This is a genomic window from Streptomyces sp. NPDC051218, from assembly GCF_044455475.1.
Classification (GTDB): domain Bacteria; phylum Actinomycetota; class Actinomycetes; order Streptomycetales; family Streptomycetaceae; genus Streptomyces.
Window position 1 is genome coordinate 309,505 of the sequence record NZ_JBITEU010000011.1, and the last position, 21,755, is coordinate 331,259.

At 70.2% G+C, this 21,755-nt stretch carries 22 protein-coding genes and 1 tRNA gene; 8 read left to right on the forward strand and 15 right to left on the reverse strand.

Going from position 1 to position 21,755, the window contains the following annotated elements:
• Positions 1-203 precede the first annotated feature (203 nt).
• From ACIBCK_RS31585 to ACIBCK_RS31610, 6 genes are all read left to right on the forward strand, one after another.
• Positions 204-965, forward strand: coding sequence for a response regulator transcription factor (locus ACIBCK_RS31585; protein ID WP_399395792.1), 762 nt, complete (start codon positions 204-206; stop codon positions 963-965).
• A gap of 20 nt (positions 966-985) precedes the next feature.
• Positions 986-2,596, forward strand: coding sequence for a sensor histidine kinase (locus tag ACIBCK_RS31590; RefSeq protein ID WP_399395794.1), 1,611 nt, complete (start codon positions 986-988; stop codon positions 2,594-2,596).
• A 26-nt stretch (positions 2,597-2,622) separates the two neighbouring features.
• Entirely contained in the window at positions 2,623-3,954 is a 1,332-nt protein-coding gene (locus ACIBCK_RS31595; RefSeq protein ID WP_399395796.1) for a glycosyltransferase, read from the forward strand.
• Positions 3,951-6,188 carry an ArnT family glycosyltransferase gene (locus tag ACIBCK_RS31600; protein ID WP_399395798.1) on the forward strand — a complete coding sequence of 746 codons (2,238 nt, stop codon included), beginning with the start codon at positions 3,951-3,953 and terminating at the stop codon, positions 6,186-6,188. Before ACIBCK_RS31595 ends, ACIBCK_RS31600 begins: the two co-directional genes overlap by 4 nt.
• Before the next feature lie 188 nt (positions 6,189-6,376).
• Positions 6,377-7,894, forward strand: coding sequence for an MFS transporter (locus ACIBCK_RS31605; RefSeq protein WP_399395800.1), 1,518 nt, complete (start codon positions 6,377-6,379; stop codon positions 7,892-7,894).
• Positions 7,895-8,005: 111 nt separating this feature from the next.
• Positions 8,006-8,788: a TetR/AcrR family transcriptional regulator gene (locus tag ACIBCK_RS31610; RefSeq protein WP_399395802.1), complete on the forward strand. Its 783-nt coding sequence runs from the start codon at positions 8,006-8,008 to the stop codon at positions 8,786-8,788.
• Here ACIBCK_RS31610 and ACIBCK_RS31615 read toward each other — a convergent pair.
• From ACIBCK_RS31615 to ACIBCK_RS31630, 4 genes are all read right to left on the reverse strand, one after another.
• Positions 8,785-9,246 (reverse strand): PPOX class F420-dependent oxidoreductase, encoded by a 462-nt coding sequence (locus ACIBCK_RS31615; RefSeq protein ID WP_399395803.1) that lies wholly within the window; start codon positions 9,244-9,246, stop codon positions 8,785-8,787. The genes ACIBCK_RS31610 and ACIBCK_RS31615 overlap by 4 nt on opposite strands.
• 101 nt (positions 9,247-9,347) lie before the next feature.
• A complete protein-coding gene (locus tag ACIBCK_RS31620; protein WP_399395806.1) occupies positions 9,348-10,166 on the reverse strand; it encodes a YceI family protein in 819 nt (272 codons plus the stop codon).
• A 175-nt stretch (positions 10,167-10,341) separates the two neighbouring features.
• Positions 10,342-12,870, reverse strand: coding sequence for an MFS transporter (locus ACIBCK_RS31625; protein WP_399395808.1), 2,529 nt, complete (start codon positions 12,868-12,870; stop codon positions 10,342-10,344).
• Between the two features lie 14 nt (positions 12,871-12,884).
• Positions 12,885-13,364 (reverse strand): MarR family transcriptional regulator, encoded by a 480-nt coding sequence (locus ACIBCK_RS31630; RefSeq protein WP_367043595.1) that lies wholly within the window; start codon positions 13,362-13,364, stop codon positions 12,885-12,887.
• A gap of 172 nt (positions 13,365-13,536) precedes the next feature.
• Here ACIBCK_RS31630 and ACIBCK_RS31635 point away from each other — a divergent pair, with 172 nt between their 5' ends.
• The gene (locus ACIBCK_RS31635) at positions 13,537-13,743 is read left to right on the forward strand and encodes a hypothetical protein (RefSeq protein ID WP_399395811.1); all 207 of its coding nucleotides are present in this window, start codon (positions 13,537-13,539) and stop codon (positions 13,741-13,743) included.
• Positions 13,744-13,837: 94 nt separating this feature from the next.
• On the opposite strand, the gene ACIBCK_RS31640 is transcribed toward ACIBCK_RS31635, so the two are convergent.
• The 9 genes from ACIBCK_RS31640 to ACIBCK_RS31680 form a co-directional block, all read right to left on the reverse strand.
• Positions 13,838-14,581: a hypothetical protein gene (locus ACIBCK_RS31640; protein WP_399395812.1), complete on the reverse strand. Its 744-nt coding sequence runs from the start codon at positions 14,579-14,581 to the stop codon at positions 13,838-13,840.
• A gap of 131 nt (positions 14,582-14,712) precedes the next feature.
• Positions 14,713-15,588 carry an RNA polymerase sigma factor SigF gene (locus ACIBCK_RS31645; RefSeq protein ID WP_399395814.1) on the reverse strand — a complete coding sequence of 292 codons (876 nt, stop codon included), beginning with the start codon at positions 15,586-15,588 and terminating at the stop codon, positions 14,713-14,715.
• Between the two features lie 244 nt (positions 15,589-15,832).
• Positions 15,833-16,756, reverse strand: a complete 924-nt coding sequence (locus ACIBCK_RS31650; RefSeq protein ID WP_399395815.1) for an RNA polymerase sigma factor SigF — start codon at positions 16,754-16,756, stop codon at positions 15,833-15,835.
• A 252-nt stretch (positions 16,757-17,008) separates the two neighbouring features.
• Complete coding sequence (locus ACIBCK_RS31655) at positions 17,009-17,302, reverse strand: Dabb family protein (protein ID WP_160505982.1); 294 nt, start codon at positions 17,300-17,302, stop codon at positions 17,009-17,011.
• 53 nt (positions 17,303-17,355) lie between these two features.
• Positions 17,356-17,535, reverse strand: a complete 180-nt coding sequence (locus tag ACIBCK_RS31660) for a hypothetical protein (protein ID WP_367043590.1) — start codon at positions 17,533-17,535, stop codon at positions 17,356-17,358.
• A 432-nt stretch (positions 17,536-17,967) separates the two neighbouring features.
• A tRNA-Ser gene (locus ACIBCK_RS31665) sits at positions 17,968-18,052 on the reverse strand.
• Between the two features lie 91 nt (positions 18,053-18,143).
• On the reverse strand, positions 18,144-18,575 hold the full coding sequence (gene tadA / locus ACIBCK_RS31670) for a tRNA adenosine(34) deaminase TadA (RefSeq protein WP_399395967.1): 432 nt from the start codon (positions 18,573-18,575) through the stop codon (positions 18,144-18,146).
• 90 nt (positions 18,576-18,665) lie between these two features.
• Positions 18,666-19,238: a hypothetical protein gene (locus tag ACIBCK_RS31675; RefSeq protein ID WP_399395969.1), complete on the reverse strand. Its 573-nt coding sequence runs from the start codon at positions 19,236-19,238 to the stop codon at positions 18,666-18,668.
• A 205-nt stretch (positions 19,239-19,443) separates the two neighbouring features.
• A complete protein-coding gene (locus ACIBCK_RS31680) occupies positions 19,444-19,629 on the reverse strand; it encodes a hypothetical protein (protein ID WP_367043588.1) in 186 nt (61 codons plus the stop codon).
• A 188-nt stretch (positions 19,630-19,817) separates the two neighbouring features.
• On the opposite strand from ACIBCK_RS31680, the gene upp reads away from it, so the two are divergent.
• Positions 19,818-20,453, forward strand: a complete 636-nt coding sequence (gene upp / locus ACIBCK_RS31685; protein ID WP_399395818.1) for a uracil phosphoribosyltransferase — start codon at positions 19,818-19,820, stop codon at positions 20,451-20,453.
• 29 nt (positions 20,454-20,482) lie between these two features.
• On the opposite strand, the gene ACIBCK_RS31690 is transcribed toward upp, so the two are convergent.
• Both ACIBCK_RS31690 and ACIBCK_RS31695 read right to left on the reverse strand, forming a co-directional pair.
• Positions 20,483-21,130: a LytR C-terminal domain-containing protein gene (locus ACIBCK_RS31690; protein ID WP_399395820.1), complete on the reverse strand. Its 648-nt coding sequence runs from the start codon at positions 21,128-21,130 to the stop codon at positions 20,483-20,485.
• Positions 21,131-21,409: 279 nt separating this feature from the next.
• Positions 21,410-21,706, reverse strand: a complete 297-nt coding sequence (locus ACIBCK_RS31695; protein ID WP_003955420.1) for a type II toxin-antitoxin system VapB family antitoxin — start codon at positions 21,704-21,706, stop codon at positions 21,410-21,412.
• Positions 21,707-21,755: the final 49 nt, after the last annotated feature.

The window sequence follows — 21,755 nt, forward strand, 5'->3', positions numbered from 1 at the left end:
CAGCGGAGCAGCCGAGCCCCATCGGAGCAGTCCAGCTCCGGCGGGAGCCCAACTCCGGTATCAGCCCAGCCCAGCCCCCAGCGGAGCAGCCCAGCCCAGCGGAACAGCCGAGCCCCCCCCGCACCCCCCGCACCCCCCGTTTCTCAGGGAATTCACAGCTTCCCGCAAGACCCCTCTCAGGGCCGCCCCGCAGGCTCTGTGGCATGACTACGACCTCGCCCCAGGGGCGTACCGAACTGCTCAGGGCGGACGGGAGCCCCGTTCGCGTGCTCGTCGTCGATGACGAGGTGTCGTTGACCGAGTTGCTCTCCATGGCCCTGCGCTACGAGGGCTGGCAGATCCGCAGCGCGGGGGACGGCGCGGGCGCGGTGCGTGCCGCCCGTTCCTTCCGGCCCGATGCCGTCGTGCTCGACATGATGCTGCCCGACATGGACGGCCTCGCCGTGCTGGGGCGGCTGCGGCGTGAGCTGCCGGACGTGCCGGTGCTGTTCCTGACGGCCAAGGACGCCGTCGAGGACCGGATCGCCGGACTCACCGCCGGGGGCGACGACTACGTCACCAAGCCCTTCAGCCTGGAGGAAGTCGTGGCCCGCCTTCGCGGACTCATCCGTCGGGCGGGGGCCGCCGACCGGCGCAGTGAGTCCGTTCTCGCCGTGGGGGACCTGACCCTCGACGAGGACAGCCATGAGGTGACACGGGGCGGGGACTCCATCCACCTCACCGCCACCGAGTTCGAGCTGTTGCGCTTCCTGATGCGCAATCCGCGCCGCGTGCTCAGCAAGGCGCAGATCCTCGACCGCGTGTGGAACTACGACTTCGGGGGCCAGGCCAACGTCGTCGAGCTCTACATCTCGTATCTGCGGAGGAAGATCGACGCCGGGCGTGAGCCGATGATCCACACGCGGCGCGGCGCCGGGTATCTGATCAAGGCCGCCCCCGCGGTCGAGGCGGCCGCCGCCTCATGAAGCGGTGAAGCGGTGAAGCGATGAAGCGGCGGCCGCAGCCGCGGTCACTGCGGGCGCGGCTCGTCGTCTCCGCGGTGGCGCTGATCGCCGTCGTCTGCGCGGTGATCGGCACGGTGACGACCATCGCGCTGCGCTCGCACCTGTACGAGCAGCTGGACGGCTCGCTCGGCGCCGTGGCCATGCGCGCGTCGGGGCCGATGCTCAAGCCCGGTGTGGGTGAGGGTGAGGGTGGGGGCGAGGGTGAGAGTGAGGGCGTTCCCCGGGGCTTGTCCGAGAGCTCGGGTGATCCGCTGCGCTTCGTCTCCAAGGGGCCGCAGGAGATCGGCACCATAGGCGCCGTCGTCGAGGACGACGGTTCCGTGGGCCAGGCGCTGGTCAGCAAGGACAGCGACAGCGGCGACGTGACGCCGCGGACCGAGCAGCTGGACGCGGGGCAGTCCGCCGCGCTCGGCTCGGTCCCGCGTGACGAGCGCGCCCACAACGTCGACCTCCCGGGCCTCGGCGAGTACCGCGTCGAGTACGCGACGGGCCCGCACGGCGACTTCCTCGTCGGCATCCCCACCACCAAGGTGCAGAACACCCTCAACACGCTGATCATCGTCGAGGTCAGCGTCACCGCCGCGGGCCTGGTCGCCGCCTCGCTCGCCGGTGCGGCCATGGTCGGTGTCGCCCTTCGCCCGCTGCGCCGGGTCGCGGCGACCGCGACCCGGGTCTCCGAACTCCCGCTGCACAGCGGCGAAGTGACGCTCTACGAACGCGTTCCGGACGCCGGGTCGAACACCGAGGTCGGGCAGGTGGGCGCCGCGCTCAACCGCATGCTCGACCATGTGCACTCCGCGCTGCACGCGCGCCAGGAGAGCGAGACGCGGGTACGCCAGTTCGTCGCGGACGCCAGCCATGAGCTGCGTACGCCACTGGCGTCGATCCGCGGCTACGCCGAACTCACGCGCAGGGGACGGGAGTCGCCCGGACCCGACACGCGGCACGCGCTCGGCCGGATCGAGTCCGAGGCCCAGCGGATGACCGGGCTCGTGGAAGATCTTCTGCTGCTCGCCAGGCTCGACGAGGGGTGCGGTGGCGGGCCCGCCGACGGGGCGGGGCCCCGACTGCCGCTCTCGTATCAGAGCACTGATCTCTCACCGCTGGTCGTGGACACCGTCAGCGACGCGCGCGCAGCCGGCCCGGAGCACATCTGGTCCCTGGAGCTGCCCGACGAGCCCGCGCTCGTCCTCGCCGATGCCGCACGGCTCCACCAAGTCGTCGTGAACCTTCTCGCCAACGCGCGTACGCACACCCCACCGGGCACGAAGGTCACCACCCGCGTGCGGCGGGCGAGCCCCGCCATCTGCCTGGAGGTCGAGGACGACGGCCCCGGCATCGCCCCCGCCCTCCTCCCCCACGTCTTCGAACGCTTCGCCCGCGGCGACGCCTCGCGCTCCCGCAACGCCGGGTCCACCGGCCTCGGCCTGGCCCTCGTACAGGCCATCGTCGCGGCGCACGGCGGCGGTGTGACGGTGGACAGCGTGCCGGGACGGACGGTCTTCACGGTGACGCTGCCCACGGAATCCGTGCAGGTCAGCGGCGCCGGGTGGCACTCACAGGCGGGCCACAGGCTCACCACACAGCCCTGACAGACCACTTGGCGAATGTCGGTGCCATGCAAACCGACTCTTCTCCGGGCGGCGCTTGCTCGGTCCCTCTGCCCGCTCGGGCCCACCTTCCCGCCGGACGGCGCGATGTGCCCGTCCTGGACATCGTGATCCCCGTCTACAACGAGGAGAAGGACCTGGAGCCGTGCGTGCGGCGCCTGCACGACCACCTCGTCCGCACCTTCCCCTACCCCTTCCGCATCACCATCGCGGACAATGCGTCCACGGACCGCACCCCCGAAGTGGCGGCGCGGCTCGCGGCGTCGAGCGAAGAGGTCCGCTGCACGCGGCTCGAACAGAAGGGGCGCGGGCGCGCCCTGCGCGCCGTGTGGTCCGCCTCGGACGCGCCCGTCCTCGCCTATATGGACGTGGACCTGTCCACCGACCTCAACGCGCTGCTCCCGCTGGTGGCGCCGCTGATCTCCGGGCACTCGGACCTGGCGATCGGCTCCCGGCTCGCGCGCAGCTCCCGCGTGGTGCGCGGCCCCAAGCGCGAGTTCATCTCGCGCTCGTACAACCTCATCCTGCGTGGCTCCCTGCACGCCCGGTTCTCCGACGCCCAGTGCGGGTTCAAGGCGATCAGGGGCGATGTGGCGGGGGTGCTGCTTCCGCTGGTCGAGGACACGGGGTGGTTCTTCGACACGGAGATGCTGGTGCTCGCCGAGCGCGCGGGGCTGCGCATCCACGAGGTGCCGGTCGACTGGGTCGACGACCCGGACTCCACGGTCCACCTGGTCAGGACGGCCACGGACGACCTCAAGGGGGTGTGGCGGGTGGGCAGGGCGCTCGCGGTCGGCGCGCTCCCGCTCGACCGTCTCGCGCGCCCCTTCGGGGACGACCCGCGCGACCGCCAACTGACCGGCGTACCGGGCGGACTCGCCCGCCAGCTGGTCGGCTTCTGCGTCGTCGGCGCGCTCTCCACGCTCTTCTACCTGCTCCTGTACTCCGGCTTCCGTACGTTCTCGGGCTCGCAGGTGGCCAACGCCCTCGCCCTGCTCGTCTCGGCGGTCGCCAACACGGCCGCCAACCGCCGGCTGACCTTCGGGGTGCGCGGCCGGGACCGCGTGATGCGCCACCAGGCACAGGGCCTGGTCGTGTTCGGCATCGGGCTCGCCCTGACCAGCGGTTCGCTCGCCGCGCTCGGCGCCGCGTCGGGCGACCCGGCCCACTCCACGGAACTCGCCGTGCTGATCGCCGCCAACCTCGCGGCGACGGTGCTGCGGTTCCTGCTCCTGCGCGCCTGGGTCTTCCCGGAGCGCCGCTCCGAGGCGGCACCACCGCCCGACGCCTCGTCCTCGTACGAGCTCACCTACGCACACGACCCGAGGAACGCACGATGACGACGACTTCCCACGCGTCCCCACCCGTGCCCGCGCCACCGCACGCCCCGCCGGGCGCGCGAGCCCACCGGAGCGCGCGCACCCTGCCCGCGCGGCTCTGGCGCGGACGCTCCGACGACCCGCGCTGGGCGCGCCCCGCCTTCCTTGGGCTGCTGCTCGCGACCGCGGTCCTCTACTTCTGGAATCTGAGCGCGTCCGGTTACGCCAACTCCTTCTACTCCGCGGCCGTCCAGGCGGGCAGCCAGAGCTGGAAGGCGATGTTCTTCGGCTCGCTCGACGCGGGCAACGCGATCACCGTCGACAAGCCCCCGGCCGCGCTCTGGCCGATGGCCCTTTCCGTACGCGTCTTCGGGCTCAACTCCTGGGCGGTGCTTGCCCCGCAGGTGCTCATGGCGATCGCGACGGTGGGGGTCCTCTATGCCGCCGTACGCCGCCGCTTCAGCCCGGCGGCCGGACTCATCGCCGGCGCGGTGCTCGCGCTGACGCCCGTCGCCGCGCTGATGTTCCGGTTCAACAATCCGGACGCGCTGCTCGCGCTCCTGATGACCGTCACCGTGTACTGCGTCCTGCGCGCTCTGGAGCACGGCCGCACCAAGTGGCTGGTGTGGGCGGGCGTCGCGGTCGGTCTCGCGTTCCTCGCCAAGACGCTGCAGGCGTTCCTGATCCTGCCGCCGCTGGCCGTCCTGTACGCGGTGTGCGCGCCGGTGCGGCTGCGCAAGCGCCTCGGTCAACTCGCCCTCTCCGGGCTCGCGATGGGCGTCGCCGGCGGCTGGTGGGTGGCGATCGTGGAGCTGTGGCCCGCATCCTCACGCCCGTACATCGGCGGCTCGCAGAACAACTCCTTCCTTGAACTGACCTTCGGCTACAACGGCCTCGGCCGCATCAACGGCGAGGAGACCGGCAGCGTCGGCGGGGGCGGTGGCCCCGGCGGTGGCGGAGGCGGCGGGCAGTGGGGCGAGACCGGGCTCGGGCGGATGTTTGACTCGCAGGTCGGCAGCCAGATCTCCTGGCTGATCCCGGCCGCGCTGATCCTCCTCGTCGGCGGCATCGTCCTCACCTGGAAGGCCCGCAGGACCGACACCGCGCGCTCGGCGTTCGTGGCGTGGGGCAGCGCACTCCTGATGACGGCGGCCGTCTTCAGCTTCATGGCGGGGATCTTCCACCAGTACTACACGATCGCCCTCGCCCCCTACGTCGCGGCGCTGATCGGCATGGGCGCCACGGTCCTGTGGGAGGAGCGGGCCAAGTGGTGGGCGGGCGCGCTGCTCGGCGTGAGCGTGGCGGTCACCGCGTGGTGGGGGTACGTCCTGCTCGGCCGTACGCCCGACTACGTGCCGTGGCTGCGCTGGGCGGTGCTCGTAGGCGGCCTCGTGGGCGCGCTCGGGGTGCTGCTCGCGGCCAGGCTGGGGCGTCAACTGGCCCTGGCGGCAGTGGGGCTGAGCTTCGCCGCATCCGCGGCGGGGCCGGTCGCGTACACCCTGTCCACCGTGAACAGCGCGCACACCGGGTCGATCGTGACCGCGGGCCCCGCGTCGGCGGGCGGCAGGGGCGGACCTGGCGGCGGCCCTGGTGGGGGTGGCCGGGGCGGAGGCGGCGGCGGGATGCAGCCGCCGGGCTTGCAGGGGCAGCAGGGGCAGCAAGGTCAGCAGGGCGGCAATGGCATGCGGCCCCCGGGTCAGCAAGGCCAGCAGGGCCAGCAAGGCCAGCAAGGCCAGCAAGGCCAGCAAGGCCAGCAGGGTCAGCAGGGTCAACAGGGTCAGCAGGGTCAACAGGGGCAGAAGCAGGGCAACATGCCCGGCACCGGTGAGCGCGGCGGCCCGGGTGGAGGGGGAGGCGGCGGTATGGGCGGCCTCCTGAACGGCGCCCAGGTCAGCAGCGAGGCCAAGAAGCTCCTGGAGAGCAACGCATCGGACTACACCTGGGCCGCGGCTGCCATCGGCTCGCAGAACGCCGCGAGCTACCAACTCTCCACCGGCGACCCGGTGATGGCCATCGGCGGCTTCAACGGCAGCGACCCGTCCCCGACCCTCGCCCAGTTCAAGCAGTACGTCGAGGACGGAAGGATCCACTACTTCATCGCGGGCGGCGGCACGGGCGGCGGCATGGGAGGCGGAGGCGGCAGGGGCGGTGACAGCGGCACCGCGTCCGAGATCACCTCCTGGGTCGAGGACACCTTCAAGAAGGAGACGGTCGGCAGCGCGACCTTCTACGACCTGACCCAGCCCAAGAGCTGAGCTGAGCTGAGCAGGGCTGAGCTGAGCTGCCGCAGCACCCCGCACGACGAGAGGGGCCGACCGCCACCAGCGGCCGGCCCCTTCGCTCGCACCTCTGCCGAAAACCGCCTTGTACGCCGTACGGGAGATGCTTTACGGTGTACGTCGCTGACCCCACGTACACCGTATAAGCAGAAGGAGAGGGAGGCATGACGGCAACGACGGCCGCCGAGACCCCCACTGCCCCACAAGGGCACCCCCAGCGCTGGCTGATCCTCGGCGTCATCTGCCTCGCCCAGCTCACCGTCCTCCTGGACAACACCGTCCTGAATGTCGCCATCCCCTCCCTCACCGAGGAGCTGGACGCGTCCACGGCCGACATCCAGTGGATGATCAACGCCTACTCGCTCGTCCAGTCCGGCCTCCTGCTCACCGCGGGCAGCGCGTCCGACCGCTACGGCCGCAAGAAGATGCTCACCGCGGGTCTCGCTCTGTTCGGCATCGGCTCGCTGGTCGCGGGTCTCGCCCAGTCCTCGACGCAGCTCATCGCCGCGCGGGCCGGGATGGGCATAGGCGGCGCCCTGCTGATCACCACCACGCTCGCCGTGATCGTGCAGATCTTCGACGACTCCGAGCGGATGAAGGCGATCGGCCTGTGGTCGACCGTCAACTCCCTCGGCTTCGCCGTCGGCCCGCTGATGGGCGGGGTCATGCTCAACCACTTCTGGTGGGGCGCGATCTTCCTGATCAACATCCCCGTGGTGATCGTCGCGCTCGCGGCCGTCGTGAAGCTCGTCCCCGAGTCCAAGAACCCCCAGGGCGACCGTCCCGACCTGCTCGGCGCGCTGCTCTCCACCATCGGCATGGCGTCGGTCGTGTACGCGATCATCTCCGGCCCCGAGCACGGCTGGACGTCGACGCAGGTGCTGGTCGCGGCCGCGGTGGGTGTGGTGGTCCTCGGCGTCTTCGTCGTGTGGGAGCTGCGCATCCCGTACCCGATGCTGGACATGCACTTCTTCCGTAACCAGCGCTTCATCGGCGCCGTCGCGGGCGCGATCCTGGTCGCGTTCGGCATGGGCGGCTCGCTGTTCCTGCTCACCCAGCATCTCCAGTTCGTGCTCGGTTACGAGCCGTTGGAGGCGGGTCTGCGCACCGCGCCGCTCGCGGTCACCGTCGTCGCGCTCAACCTCACCGGCCTCGGCGCGCGGCTCCTGAAGAAGACGAGCACCCCCGCGACGATCGCCATCGGCATGAGTCTGCTCTCCGCGGGCCTCGCGGCGATCGCCGTGCTCGGCGGCGACAACTACGCCGGGATGCTGGCCGGTCTCATCGTGATGGGCGCGGGCATCGCGCTCGCCATGCCCGCCATGGCCAACGCGATCATGAGCGCGATCCCGCCGGAGAAGGCGGGCGTGGGCGCGGGCGTCAACGGCACGCTCGCGGAGTTCGGCAACGGTCTCGGCGTGGCCGTGCTCGGTGCCGTACTGAACTCACGCTTCGCCTCGCTGGTCACCGTCTCCGCGGTCTCGCTGCCCGCCGCGCTCGCCGCTGCCGGGTCGGACGCCGAACGCACGCGGATCGCCGACGCGTTCTCCTCGGGTCTGGAGACCAGTCAGCTGGTGGGCGCGGTGGCCGTGCTCCTCGGCGGCATGCTGGCGGCCGCGTTGCTCAAGCGTGCGGAGAGGGCAGACTCTGCGAAGACGGACCCGGCTGCCGCGTCCGCATAGCATCGACGGGTGGGCGGCGGACCGGCCGATTCCGGTTTGCCGCCCGCCCCGTATGACCAGGTACCGGTACAAGGACTCAGGACTCAGGACTCAGGACCAGGAAGGTGCGCCATGGCGAAGGCAGCCGACCGCGCGAAGCGCCCCGCGCGGACCAGCGTCTGGCTGGAGGGCAAAGCCCCCCGGAACGGCGCGGGCCGCAGGAGTGATCAGCCGTCGGGCCTCGACCGGGACCGCATCACGGAGGCCACGGTGCGCCTCCTGGACGAGGAGGGCCTCGCCAAGTTCTCCATGCGCCGCCTCGCGGCGGACCTGAACGTCACGGCGATGTCCGTCTACTGGTACGTCGACACCAAGGACGACCTCCTCGAACTGGCCCTGGACGCGGCTGCCGGGGAGATGACCCTGCCGGACGCCGAGTCGATCACGCCGGACCGCTGGCGCGAGGTCCTGCGTGAACTGGCCGAGGAGTACCGGGGGTTGCTGGTCCGGCACGCGTGGGTGTCACCGCTGGTCGGCGCCTACCTGAACATCGGACCGAACTGGCTCGAGTTCGCCCTGACCGTGCAGGAAGTGGTGCGCAGGACCGGCCTGCCCGCGCAGAAGCAGGCGGGCGCGATCGCCGCGGTCTTCCAGTTCGTGTACGGGTTCGGCACCGTGCAGGGCCACTACCTCGCGCGGTGCGCGGCGGCGGGGATGACTCCCGGGGAGTACTTCAAGGAAGCGATGGGCGTTGTCCGCGACCACCCGGAGGTGGAGAAGACCCTGCACAGCGCCTCCGACATGATGGAGGCGCGGGGCGGGTCCACGGTCGAGGAGATGTGGGAGCTGGACTTCAAGGTGGCGCTGGATCTGATGGTGGCGGGGATCGAGGCCATGCTTGAACCTGGCCGCTAGGCCTTGGCCGGGGGGAAGCCTCCCGTGGCCACCGGGCCCCATCGCTGCGGGGTGATCCGGATGATGGACTTGCCCTGCTTCACCATGGCTTCGCGGTACTCGTCCCAGTCGGGGTGTTCCCCGGAGATGTTCCGGAAATACTCGACGAGGGGCTCCACCGACTCCGGGGAGTCGATGACCTCCGCCGTGCCGTCGATCTGGACCCAGGGGCCGTTCCACTCGTCGCTCAGGACGAGGATGCTGACCTGCGGATTCCGCTTGGCGTTCCGCGTCTTGGCGCGCTCCGGGTAGGTGGACACCACGATCCTGCCGGAGTCGTCGACGCCGCAGGTCAGGGGGGAGCTCTGCGGGGAGCCGTCCGCGCGGGCGGTGAGGAGGACCGCGCGGTGCCGGGGCCGGACGAAGTCCAGCAACTCATCGATCGTGACGGGGGTGTTGGTCGCGACGTGGGGAGCCATACGTGCAGCCTACGTCCGGGCGGGGTGGCGGGCCTCGGATTGCCCCGCAGCGACGAGCGACCAGCCATCAGTCCGGGGCCGAGACCCGCCCCCGCCGCCCCCTACACCTGCGGCAGCGCATCCCCCTGCACAGCCTGGATGTCCAGTTCCACCCGCAGGGTCGTGCCGATCGCTGAGATGCCCGCCTGTACCACCTGGTTGTAGTTCATGGCGAAGTCCTCCCGGCGCAGTTCCGCCGTGGCCCGGAAGGCCGCGCGGGTTCCGCCCCAGGGGTCCGCGCCCGTGCCGAGGTAGCTGAGGTCCAGGTCGACCGGGCGTACGACACCGTGCATCTGGAGTTCGCCGTGGACCGTCCAGCGGTCAGGGCCCGCGGGCGTGAGGCCCGTGGAGGTGTAGGTCAGCTCCGGGTACTGCTCGACGTCCAGGAAGTCCGGCGACTTCAGGTGGCCGTCGCGCATGCCGTTGCCGGTGTCGATGGACGCCGACCTGATGACCGCCTCGACGCGCGACTTCTCCACATCCTCGGCGATCTCCACGCGCCCCCCGAACTCCGTGAACCGGCCGTGCACACTGGTGATCCCCAGGTGCTGGGCGACCGCGCCCACGGTGGAGTGCGCCGGGTCGATGGTCCACGGGCCGGGCGGCGGCAGCTCCGTACCGCCCTGCCGGGCCAGGACGATGTTGCCCACCTCGGCACGGCCGCTCGCCGTGACGAGCGCCGTCGAGGCCACGGGCGCGTAGCCGACCGCGGTGACGATCACGGTGTACGGGCCGGGCGCGAGGTCCGTCGCGTCGCGCACGGCGCCTTCCTGGTCCGCCGCGGCCCGCAGCACCTGCGTACCGGTCATGTCCGTCAGAGTGACGACCGCGTGCGATACCGCCCACCCGTCACGCGTGCGGATCCGAGCGCTGAGTCCCATCCCGTTTTCTCCTTGCCAAAGCTCAAAAGCGCAAAAGTCTCAAAAAGAGTGCGGCCCCCGGCGGCGGTGACACGGCCGTCCCCTGCCGTGTACGTCACCACCGGCCCGGGGGCCCTTTCCCCAACCGGCCCGTGCGCGCGCATCCGCTCGAAGCGCGCGCACGGGCCGGGGTCAACTACTCGCCCGGGTGGGCGAGTTCGATGTCGTGGTCGCCGACACCCTCACCGGCGACGGTGAGGCCGGTCGCCACCGGCGGGTAACCGGTCGCGATGACCGTGTACTCGCCGCTGTCCAGGTCGGTGAAGGCGTACGCGCCGTCCGACCCGGTGGTCGCGGTGGCGACGACGTTGCCCGCCGCGTCCACCAGCGTCACCCGCGCGTCGTTCAGCGGACCGCCCGCCGCACGCACCGTGCCGAGCACCCGCGAACCGGAGTTCAGCTCGACCTCGACCCGGGTGACACCGACCGCGCCGACCTCGACGGGCAGCGCCATCGGACGGTGCCCGGCGGCGTTCACCGCGATGGTGACCTGTCCGGGGACCAGCTCGGCGAAGGTGAACTCGCCCTGCTCACCGGTGAGCCCGGTGGCCAGGACGTCACCGCGCACGTCGGTCACGATGACCATCGCGCCCGAGACCGGCAGCTTGCCGTCGGAGGCCCGCACCACACCGCTGAGGCCGCTCGTGCCGCTCAGCAGGATGTCGTAGGTGAGCGCCTCGTCGGCGACGACGATCGTGGAGGCCTGCGGCTGGAAACCGTCGGCCGAAGCGATCAGTACGTACGAGCCGGCACCGGGGGCGTCGACCGCGTAGGAACCGTCGCCCTGCGCGACCGCACGGCCCAGCTGCCGTCCCCCGAGGGAGATCAGCGTGACCGCGGCCCGTGGGACCGGCGTGCTCTCCGCGCCGCGGACGAAGCCGCGGACCGGGGTGCCGCCGCCGGTGGTCTGCAGCGGGGCGTCACCGGTGGCCGACGAGGCCACGGCGGCGAGCTTCTGCGTGCCCTCGGGGCCCGTCTCGGTGTGGGCGCCGACGGAGGCCAGAACGGGCTGCTCGTCGGTGGACGCGGCGGCGGCCGGGGTGGCCGCCGGGGCACCGGCGTCCGAGGACTCACTGGCCTGGGCCAGCGCACCCGACGTACGCAACGGAACCTCCTTGATGAAGATCGTGATGAGGAAGGCGAGGAACGCCAGCGGGGCCGCGATCAGGAAGACGTCGGCGATGCCGTGCCCGTAGGCGCTCTCCATGACCGTGCGGAACGGAGCCGGGAGCTTGTCCAGGTCCGGGATGGCGCCGCCGCCCGTGCCGCCGTGACCCGCCTGCGCGGCCTTGGGGCCGAGGTCGGCGAGGCCGTCCTTCACGTAGTCGGTGATGCGGGTCGCCATCACGGCGCCGAGCGCCGAGACGCCGATGGCGCCACCGAGGGAACGGAAGAAGGTGACGACGGAGCTCGCGGAGCCGAGGTCCTCGGGAGCGACCTGGTTCTGCGTGGCGAGCACCAGGTTCTGCATCATCATGCCGATGCCGAGACCCATCAGGGCCATGAAGATCGCGATGTGCCAGTACTCGGTGTCGTACCGCATCGTGCCGAGCAGGCCGAGGCCCGCGGTCAGGAGCGCGCCGCCGGAGACCAGCCAGACCTTCCACTTGCCGGTCTTGGTGATGATCTGCCCCGACACCGTCGAGGAGATGAACAGGCCACCGATCATCGGGATCGTCATGACGCCGGACATCGTCGGCGACTTGTCGCGCGCCAGCTGGAAGTACTGGCTGAAGAACACCGTGCCCGCGAACATGCCGACACCCACGAAGAGCGAGGCGAGCGAGGCGAGGGTGATGGTGCGGTTGCGGAAGAGCCGCAGCGGGATGATCGGCTCGCTCGCCTTGGACTCGACGAGCAGGAAGAGCAGGCCGAGGACGACCGCGCCGCCGACCATGGCGCCGGTCTGCCAGGACATCCAGTCGTACTTGTCGCCCGCGAAGGTCACCCAGACCAGGAGCAGGCAGACGGCCGCCGTGATGAAGAAGGCGCCGCCCCAGTCGACCTTGACGTCCCGCTTCACGACGGGGAGCTTCAGGGTCTTCTGCAGGACGATCAGGGCGATGATCGCGAAGGGCACACCGACGTAGAAGCACCAGCGCCAGCCGAGCCACGACGTGTCGGTGATGACACCGCCGAGCAGCGGGCCGCCGACGGTGGCGACGGCGAAGGTCGCGCCGAGGTAGCCGGAGTAACGGCCCCGCTCGCGCGGGGAGATCATCGCGGCCATCACGATCTGCGCGAGGGCGGAGAGACCGCCGACGCCGATGCCCTGCACGACACGGCAGGCGATCAGCATCTCGGCGCTCTGCGAGAGACCGGCGACGACCGAACCACCGACGTAGATGATCAGGGCTATCTGGACCAGGGCCTTCTTGCTGAAGAGGTCCGACAGCTTGCCCCACAGGGGCGTGGTCGCCGTCATCGCCAGGAGCGAGGCGGTGACGACCCAGGTGTAGGCGGACTGGCCGCCGCCCAGGTCGCCGATGATTTCAGGCAGGGCGTTGGAGACGATCGTCGACGACAGGATCGCGACGAACATGCCGAGCAGCAGGCCGGAAAGGGCCTCCATGATCTGGCGGTGTGTCATCGGAGCGCCGGGGTCGTGCGCCGCTCCGTGCTTGGCGTGGCTGCCCCGCACACCGGATGGTGTGGTTGTTGCCATGGGCTTCCTCTTCGTTACGCGGGTGTACGGGTGGTCTCTTCGAAGGGGAACCGGGCCGAAGCCGCACGGCAGTCCCCGAAGCTGTCGCGCAGTCGCGCGAGCAGCGTGCTGAGCTGGACGACCTCGTCGTCTGACCAGTCATGCAAGTAGTGGGTGAGTGTCCTGATGGACAGGTCGGACAGCTCGTTGACCTTCGCCTTGCCCGTGGGCGTGAGGCGCAGGATCCGGGAGCGCTTGTCGGCGGGGTCGGGATCCCGCAGGATCCACTCCTTCTCGGCGACATGGGCCACGTGGCGACTTGTCACCGACATGTCCACGGCGAGCAGCTCGGCGAGCCTGCTCATCCGCATCTCTCCGTGCCGGTCGAGCAGGATGAGTACGGCGGCGGAACCTGCCGGGCAGTCGTGCGGCAGCCCTCTTCCGAGACCACGTTTCACGGCGCCGATGGCGCTGAGCTGTCGGGCCAGCTCCTCGTAATGACGCTGCGCGGCCACGGCACCTCCTATGTTGTTGCTTAGGGCAACGATAGAGACAGTTGGTTGCCGCAGGCAAACTAAAACCGGACCAACGCCTTAAAGAGTCGGCAAAGGTCTGGGGCTCGGCTCGTAAAGTCCGTGGTCAGCGGGGGTTGGGCCGACCCCGGTTGGTTCGCTAGGGTCCTGCGCTATGGCACACAACCCCCAGGGCCCCCAGAACACCCCCGACCCGGCCGGCAGCACGCAGATGTTCCGCGCCTTCGTCGACGAGTCCCCGCAGGGCGGCCGAGCCCAGCAGCCCGCGGCAGCACCCGCGGGCCCGCGCATCGGCCTGATCATCGGCGTCGTACTCGCGATCGCGGTGATCGCGGGGGTGGCTTGGCTGGCGTTGAAGTAGGAGGAGCGCCCCGTAAGGGGCGCGGGGCTGTGACATCTGCGGCTCCGCCGCGTGGGCGCGACCAGCCACATGCGGCCCGCGGATCAGAACCCAGCTACTTCCACTTCACCGAGACGTCCTGCGTCTCGACATGCATCCCCAGCGGCACCCGCCAGGCTTCGACGCACACAGGCCAGGTCTTCTTCACGGTCTTCCCCGCATCAATGGGTGCGGGGAGCTTCTCCGTGGATTCAAGCGTGGCCCAGTCCACGCCAAGGGCACCGATCACGTGCGTCTCGAAGGTGACCGTGCCCGACCGAACCGGTGATCCCCCGGTGTTGCGGAACGTGACGGTCACCTTTTCGCACCACCGGTCGTCGGCAGGCTTACGTTCCGGCGCGCTGACGCTCAGCTTCGCGGGCCCGCTGGGCGGGGCGCTTGAGCTGCCGCCGGGTGCGGAGGGCGTGACCTCCGGGTTACTGGCTCCCGAACTGCTCTCCGTACGACCGGCCTTGGGGCCGTCAGCCGGGGAGCTGCTGCTGTCCGAGGCGCCCGGAGAGGCAGAACTGGGCTTTCCGGCAGGGGACTTGCCGGAGGAGTCATCGGCGCCGGGCCCGGACGGCTCGGGGGAGTCACCCTTGCCGCCACCCTCGCCGGGTGACGCCGTACCGTCCAACGGGACCAACTCCACGTCCCCGGTGGGGGCGGCACCCTGCCCCGGCGCCCGCTCAGGCCCCGCGGCGGCCGGCCCCGTGGCCACATAGCCCTCGCCGTCACCGCTGCCGCAGGCGGCAAGCAGCCCGCCCAGGCACAGGGCAGCCGTGGACGCACCCAGTACGTTCCGTATGCCACGTCGCATCGCGCAAGTGTGGCTGACGGACCGTCAATTAGGAACCCCGTCAGCAACTCCTGCCCCGCTACGGCCAACTCCTGCCCCGCTACGGCAACTCCTGTCCCCCTGGGGCGCATTGAGCCACAGGGGGAGTGCCGTCAGTCCGCGATGAGACCTTCCCGCAGCTGCGAGAGCGTCCGGGTGAGCAGCCGGGACACGTGCATCTGCGAGATGCCGACCTCCTCGCCGATCTGCGACTGCGTCATGTTCGCGAAGAAGCGCAGCATGATGATGCGGCGCTCGCGCGGCGGCAGCTTGGCGAGCAGCGGCTTGAGTGACTCGCGGTACTCGACGCCTTCGAGGGCACTGTCCTCGTACCCCAGGCGGTCCGCGAGGGAGCCCTCGCCGCCGTCGTCCTCGGGGGCCGGGGAGTCGAGCGAGGACGCGGTGTACGCGTTGCCGACGGCCAGGCCGTCGACCACGTCCTCCTCGGACACCCCGAGGGCCTTGGCGAGTTCGGGCACGGTCGGCGAGCGGTCCAGCTTCTGCGCCAGCTCGTCGCTCGTCTTCGTCAGCGCGAGCCGCAACTCCTGGAGCCGGCGCGGCACGCGCACCGACCAACTCGTGTCGCGGAAGAAGCGCTTGATCTCACCGACGACCGTCGGCATCGCGAACGTCGGGAATTCCACGCCGCGTTCGCAGTCGAAGCGGTCGATCGCCTTGATGAGGCCGATCGTGCCGACCTGGACGATGTCCTCCATCGGTTCGTTACGGCTGCGGAAGCGCGCGGCCGCGTACCGGACGAGGGGGAGGTTGAGCTCGATCAGCGTGTCTCGGACATAGACACGCTCCGGGCTGTCCTGGTCGAGCGCGGCGAGCCGCAGGAACAGGGAGCGGGACAGGGTGCGAGTGTCGATGGCTCCGGAAGCCCCGGAAACAACTGGGCTCACAAGCGCGTCGGGCGCTGATTCGCTCGGCGCTGATTCGCTCTTCGTGAGCGTGAGCACCTTCGAGCTGCCCTGGTCTGCGGACATGCCACCCCCTTGAGGTCGCGGACGGTCACGGCGGACGCTCCCGTCGGAGGAACGCAGCCTCCACCTGAATACCGGACGTGGGGCTGCGGCAAACGCGGTTCCAGCAGAATGTCACATGTCGGCAACACGCTGTAGTTACATGTCGACAAAGAAGGGTGACATCGATGCAGGAAAGAGGGGGTCTGGGGCTTTTCTTCTCGTGGATCCGTCGGGAACTGCCGTCGGGGCAGTCCACTCGATACGGTTACGCCTCGATACGGTTTGCGGATCGAAGTCGCGCGAAGCTTCTGGCCAGCAGTCTTGACACATGCATCTGAGAAACGCCCAATTCGGCGCTGATCTGTGATTGCGTCAGATTGCTGTAGTAGCGCAGAAGCAGGATGCGCTGTTCGCGCTCGGGCAGTTGCACGAGGAGATGGCGGACGAGATCGCGGTGCTCGACGCCGTCGAGCGCGGGGTCCTCATAGCCGAGCCGGTCGAGCAGGCCGGGCAGGCCGTCGCCTTCCTGGGCCGCCTCCAACGACGTTGCGTGGTACGAACGTCCGGCCTCGATGCAGGCCAGGACCTCCTCCTCGGTGATCCGCAGCCGCTCGGCGATCTCCGCGGTCGTGGGCGAGCGCCCGAACGCCGTGGTGAGGTCCTCGGTCGCCCCGGTCACCTGCACCCACAGCTCGTGAAGACGGCGCGGCACATGGACCGTTCGTACGTTGTCGCGGAAGTACCGCTTGATCTCGCCGACCACGGTGGGCATCGCGAAGGTCGGGAACTGCACGCCGCGCTCGGGGTCGAAGCGGTCGATGGCGTTGATCAGGCCGATCGTGCCGACCTGGACGACGTCCTCCATCGGTTCGTTGCGGCTGCGGAAGCGGGCGGCGGCGTACCGCACCAGCGGCAGATTCGCCTCGATGAGCGCACCGCGGACGCGGCCGTGCTCGGGGGTGCCCGGTTCGAGCTCCTTGAGCTGACCGAAGAGCACCTGGGTCAGGGCGCGGGTGTCGGCGCCCCTGCTGCTGGGGGTGCTCGGGGTGCTCGGGGCGCTGGGAGTGGTGGGGGCGCTGAGGGCGCTCGGGGCCGGCTGCGTGTCCTGCGGGCCCGGGGCGCTCGGTGGGCCGGGGCTGCTCGCCTGCGGGGTCACGGGTGGTGCTTCGGGCGCAGTACTGGCCGGCACGGTCAACGCCACCCCTTCTCGGTCAAGCGCAATCAAGTCCTGTCGAGCTCAGTCAAGATCAGCCGACCCTGGTCAACTCATCCGTCAAAAGCGGTCATAGCATCACAAGACATGTGCACTGTGTGCAAGCACCCGATAACTACGTGTTGAGGGGCAAGTTGGGCCATAAGACGCAGCGCAGCCCCTCACCGTTCCGGTGAGGGGCTGCCCAGGTGAGGGGCCGCTTTTCGCGGAGTGGCCGAGCCGGCCGGCTCAGAACTCGTAGTCGGCGATCACCCACGTGGCGAACTCACGCCACAGCGCGACGCCCGCCTGGTGGGCCGGGTGCTCGATGTACCGCTTCAGCGCATCGGTGTCCTCGACCGCCGAGTTGATGGCGAAGTCGTACGCGATGGGCCGGTCGGTGATGTTCCAGTCGCACTCCCAGAACGTGAGCTCCGGGATCTGCTCGCCGAGTGCGCGGAAGGCCTTGACGCCCTCGACGACGCGCGGCTCGTCGCGCTCCACACCGTCGTTGAGCTTGAAGAGGACCAGATGGCGGATCATTGCGCACTCCTGAGAAGCGGGGGGAGGAGAGTCGGGGACGGCGGCCGAGCCGCTCAGTCCTTGCCTCCGTTGGCGACCCACGTCATGAAGTCGCCGATGCTCTGAGCGGCGTCCGAAACCGCCTCGAAGCCTATCTGCACGTAGTCAGCGGCCTTGGCGGGGTCGGTGATGATCACGTAGAGCATGAAGACGACGAGCGCGAAGAGCCCGACTTTCTTCCACTGCACCGCCATGCTTCGGCCTCCCCATACCCGCTGCGTCCTGTGGCCCCTGTGACGGCCGTGAGTCTAACCCGGCACGTGCTCACAAGGTTTTTAAGGACCAACGGCCCGGCAGCAGAGGTCCTTTGCCGTCCCGTTCCGAGTGGCGCGCCACGCAGGATTGGTGATGTGCCCAGCGGATCTGGCAGGAATCCGCGGGCAAGGGACTGGCCCCACTGCGGGGTCACGCGCCGTCGGCTTCCCCCCGAAAGGCGGCGCTGGCTTAGGGGTTCCAGTCCTCATCGGGGGGAGTGGCTTGTCCCCCCGATGCCGCTCCCCCCGTCCTATCGGAAGAGAGCCCCGGCGCCTTCGCGGCGCCGGGGCTCTCTCGCGCGTCCGGCCTTTCGGCAGGTGCCGGAAACGACGAAGGCCCCGTCCTCGCGGACGGGGCCTTCGTATGAAGAGCGGTAGCGGTGGGATTTGAACCCACGGTGAGTTTCCCCACACTCGCTTTCGAGGCGAGCTCCTTCGGCCGCTCGGACACGCTACCGAGAGGAACTCTAGCCCAAAGATGCCCGTGGTCAGAAATCCGTTCTCGCGGAGGCTTCCCACTGGCTTCTCAGAGGCTCCCCGCAGGCCCCTCAGCGCCCCCGGAAGAAGCGGGTGAGCACCCCAGCGGTCTCCTCCGCGAGGACACCCTCGATCACCTCGGGGCGGTGGTTGAGCCTTCTGTCGCGTACGACGTCCCAGACGGAGCCCGCGGCGCCCGCCTTCTCGTCGCGCGCACCGTAGACGACGCGGTCGACGCGGGACTGGACGAGCGCGCCCGCGCACATCGTGCAGGGTTCCAGGGTCACCACCAGCGTGCAGCCCGTGAGCCGCCACTCCCCGAGCGCGGCCGCGGCCCGGCGGAGGGCGAGCACCTCCGCGTGCGCCGTCGGATCACCGGTCGCCTCGCGTTCGTTGTGGCCCGACGCGAGCACCGTCGTGCCGTCCGGGGACAGCACGACGGCGCCGACGGGCACATCGCCGCCCTGAGCGGCCAGTTCGGCCTCGGCCAGGGCGAGCCGCATGGACGCCCGCCAGCGGTCGCGCACAGGATCGGTCGTGTCGGTCGTGTCGTTCGGGTCGGTCGGATGGCCGGTTTCGCTCACACCGGGAACCTAGCGGACGGCCTCTAGCACCTCCGCCGCCCCGAGGATCTCGGCGATGTCGCTGAGCGCGTCACCGGGCTCCAGACCGAGCAGCTCCTTCTCGGGCACGCCGAGGTCGGCCATGAGCCCGGAGTCGCCGAGGGGCCCCGCGGGCACCGCGTCGCCCGATGCGTCCCCCGTGTCGTCGTCATCGGCGGTATCGGGGACGGCGTCGGACGCGGCGGGTTCGCCGTCCTCCGTGCCGTCCAGGTCGAGGGCGTCCAGATCGACACCCGGGTCGTCGGTGCCCGGCTCGCGGCCGAGCATCTCGTCGGTGAGCAGGATCTCGCCGTACGAACTCCGGGCGGCCGCGGCCGCGTCCGAGACGTAGATACGAGGGTCCTCCTCACCGTCCACGCGGACGACGCCGAACCAGGCGCCCTCCTGTTCGATGAAGACGAGGACGGTGTCGTCCTCAGCGCTGCCGGCCGTGGCCTCGCGGGCCAGGTCGGTCAGATCCGACAGGGTCTCCACATCGTCGAGCTCCGTGTCGCTCGCTTCCCACCCGTCTTCGGTGCGCGCGAGCAGTGCGGCGAAGTACACCGTGACTCTCCCACTGGTCATAGACAGTGCCGGTTGACGGTTTGGGTGTCCCCCCGGCGAGTTCGGGGAGCGGGGGAGTTGCTGTTCCAAGCCCCGCCCACTCGGAATCGTGGCAGAAACCACGGCCCGAGGAGAGGTCTTCCGCCCGCTGTGTCCGCGTCGCGTCTCCCGGACGGCTCCCCGATGCCTGCGTGAGAGGTGGCCGCTACCAGCGGAACGTGCGCATACGCATCTGCTGACGCATCCGTGCCGCCCGGGCGCGGCGCGGCTTCACACGGTCGCGAAGCTCAAGGGCCTCGGCCCTTTCGTGCAGGAACTGGGCACGACGGCGCCGGCGCTCGGCTTCGGTCTCGCGGTCCGGCTCTCGGCCGCCGGGCTCTCTGTCCGGCATGGGCAACACCACCCAAGGTCGTACGTCCACTTTCCCCCGTACGGCGGGTTTGATGCGAGGGGTCTTCCCGGGGCGGGGCCGAAGCGGAGGTTCGACGCAGGGGTTCGAAGCAGGGGTTCGAAGCAGGGGTGCGAAGCGGTCGTCACGGGGGAGACCAGGTGGTCCCGCGCGCGGTTACCGTTGACGGCATGCGTATCCACGTCGTCGACCACCCGCTGGTGGCGCACAAACTCACCACGCTGCGCGACAAGCGCACCGACTCACCGACCTTCCGGCGCCTCGCCGACGAGCTGGTCACCCTGCTCGCGTACGAGGCCACCCGGGACGTGCGCACCGAGCAGGTCGACATCGAGACCCCGGTCACCCCGACGACCGGCGTCAAGCTGTCCCACCCGCGCCCCCTGGTCGTGCCGATCCTGCGTGCCGGGCTCGGCATGCTGGACGGCATGGTGCGGCTCCTGCCTACCGCCGAGGTGGGCTTCCTCGGGATGATCCGCGACGAGGAGACCCTCCAGGCGTCCACGTACGCGACGCGTATGCCGGAGGACCTCTCCGGGCGTCAGGTGTACGTCCTGGACCCGATGCTGGCCACCGGCGGCACGCTCGTCGCCGCCATCCAGGAACTGATCAAGCGCGGCGCGGACGACGTCACCGCCGTGGTGCTCCTCGCCGCCCCCGAGGGCGTCGAGGTCATGGAGCGCGAGCTCGCGGGCACGCCGGTGACGGTCGTGACGGCGTCGGTGGACGAACGGCTCAACGAGAGCGGCTACATCGTGCCGGGGCTCGGTGACGCCGGGGACCGGATGTACGGGACGGCGCAGTAGCGCGCGGCCGCTCCTTCGGGGAGCGGCGCTCAGCAGTCCTTCTTGCCGTGGGACGCCGGGGACGTCGGCTTGGGTTTGGCGAGTACCGCCAGAGCCTTGTCGGCGTCCTCTTTCTTTGCCAGATCCTTGAACTTCGAGCCGATGATGAGGTCGACCTCGCCGCCCTTGCGGGCGTCCGTGCGGCTCTCGGTGCCCGCGAGCTGCGTCCCGAGGACCGGCAGCGCGGTGCCCGTGGCGGACTTGGGGCCGAGCAGCATCCCGGTGCCCTTGACCTTCTTGTCGTACTCCTTCGGGGCGTTGTCCACCTTGCCGATGGCGAAGCCGCGCTTCTTGAGCTCGGCCGCGACGTCCTTGGCGAGGCCGGAGCGGGGCGTGGCGTTGAAGACGTTGACCTTGATCTGGCCCGGCTTGGGCAGCGCCGCGGGGGCGGGCTCGGCCGAGGGGCCGGGCTTCTTGGCCGCGCAGTCGCTGCGCGAGCTCGCCGCCGTGGCCTTGCCGCCGCCGGTGAAGACATCGATGAGCTGCAGTGTTCCCCAGCCGATGAGGCCGGCCCCCGCGACGGACGCGATCACCGCGAGCACGAGCCTGCGGCGGCCACGGGGGCGGCGCATACGCGGATATTTGGCCCCCGTGATGCGGTACTTGCCGCCCATGCCGGGGGGAGTGAGCATGCTCATGGGCGCAGCGTAGTGCGACGACGCCGTGATGCCTACTAAATGATCATTGACTTGGGGTCGGTCCAACCCGAAAGGGCCAATGGGCGTGGCTGCGGGCGCGGGTTGTGAACGTGAGGTGGGGACGCGTGCGGCAACCGTGAGGCGCGCGTGCGGCAATCGTGACGCGCGCGCACGCACGCGCGCGTTAAGCGTGAAGGCGTGCGTGCCCGGTGTCACGGCCGGTGTCACGGCCGGTGTCACGGCCGGTGTCACGGCCGGTGTCACGGCCGTGCGGCGTCGTCAGCCCAGTTCGAGTACGCGGGCGTGCAGCACCTGGCGCTGCTGGAGCGCGGCGCGGACCGCGCGGTGCAGCCCGTCTTCCAGGTAGAGGTCGCCCTGCCACTTCACCACGTGCGCGAAGAGGTCGCCGTAGAACGTCGAGTCCTCCGCGAGGAGCGTCTCTAGGTCCAGCTGGCCCTTGGTCGTCACGAGCTGATCGAGGCGGACCGGGCGCGGCGCGACGTCCGCCCACTGCCGGGTGCTTTCCCGGCCGTGGTCGGGGTACGGCCGGCCGTTTCCGATGCGCTTGAAGATCACACGGAAAGCCTACCGGGCGAGGCTCTCCGGGCGCAGCCATGGAGACGGA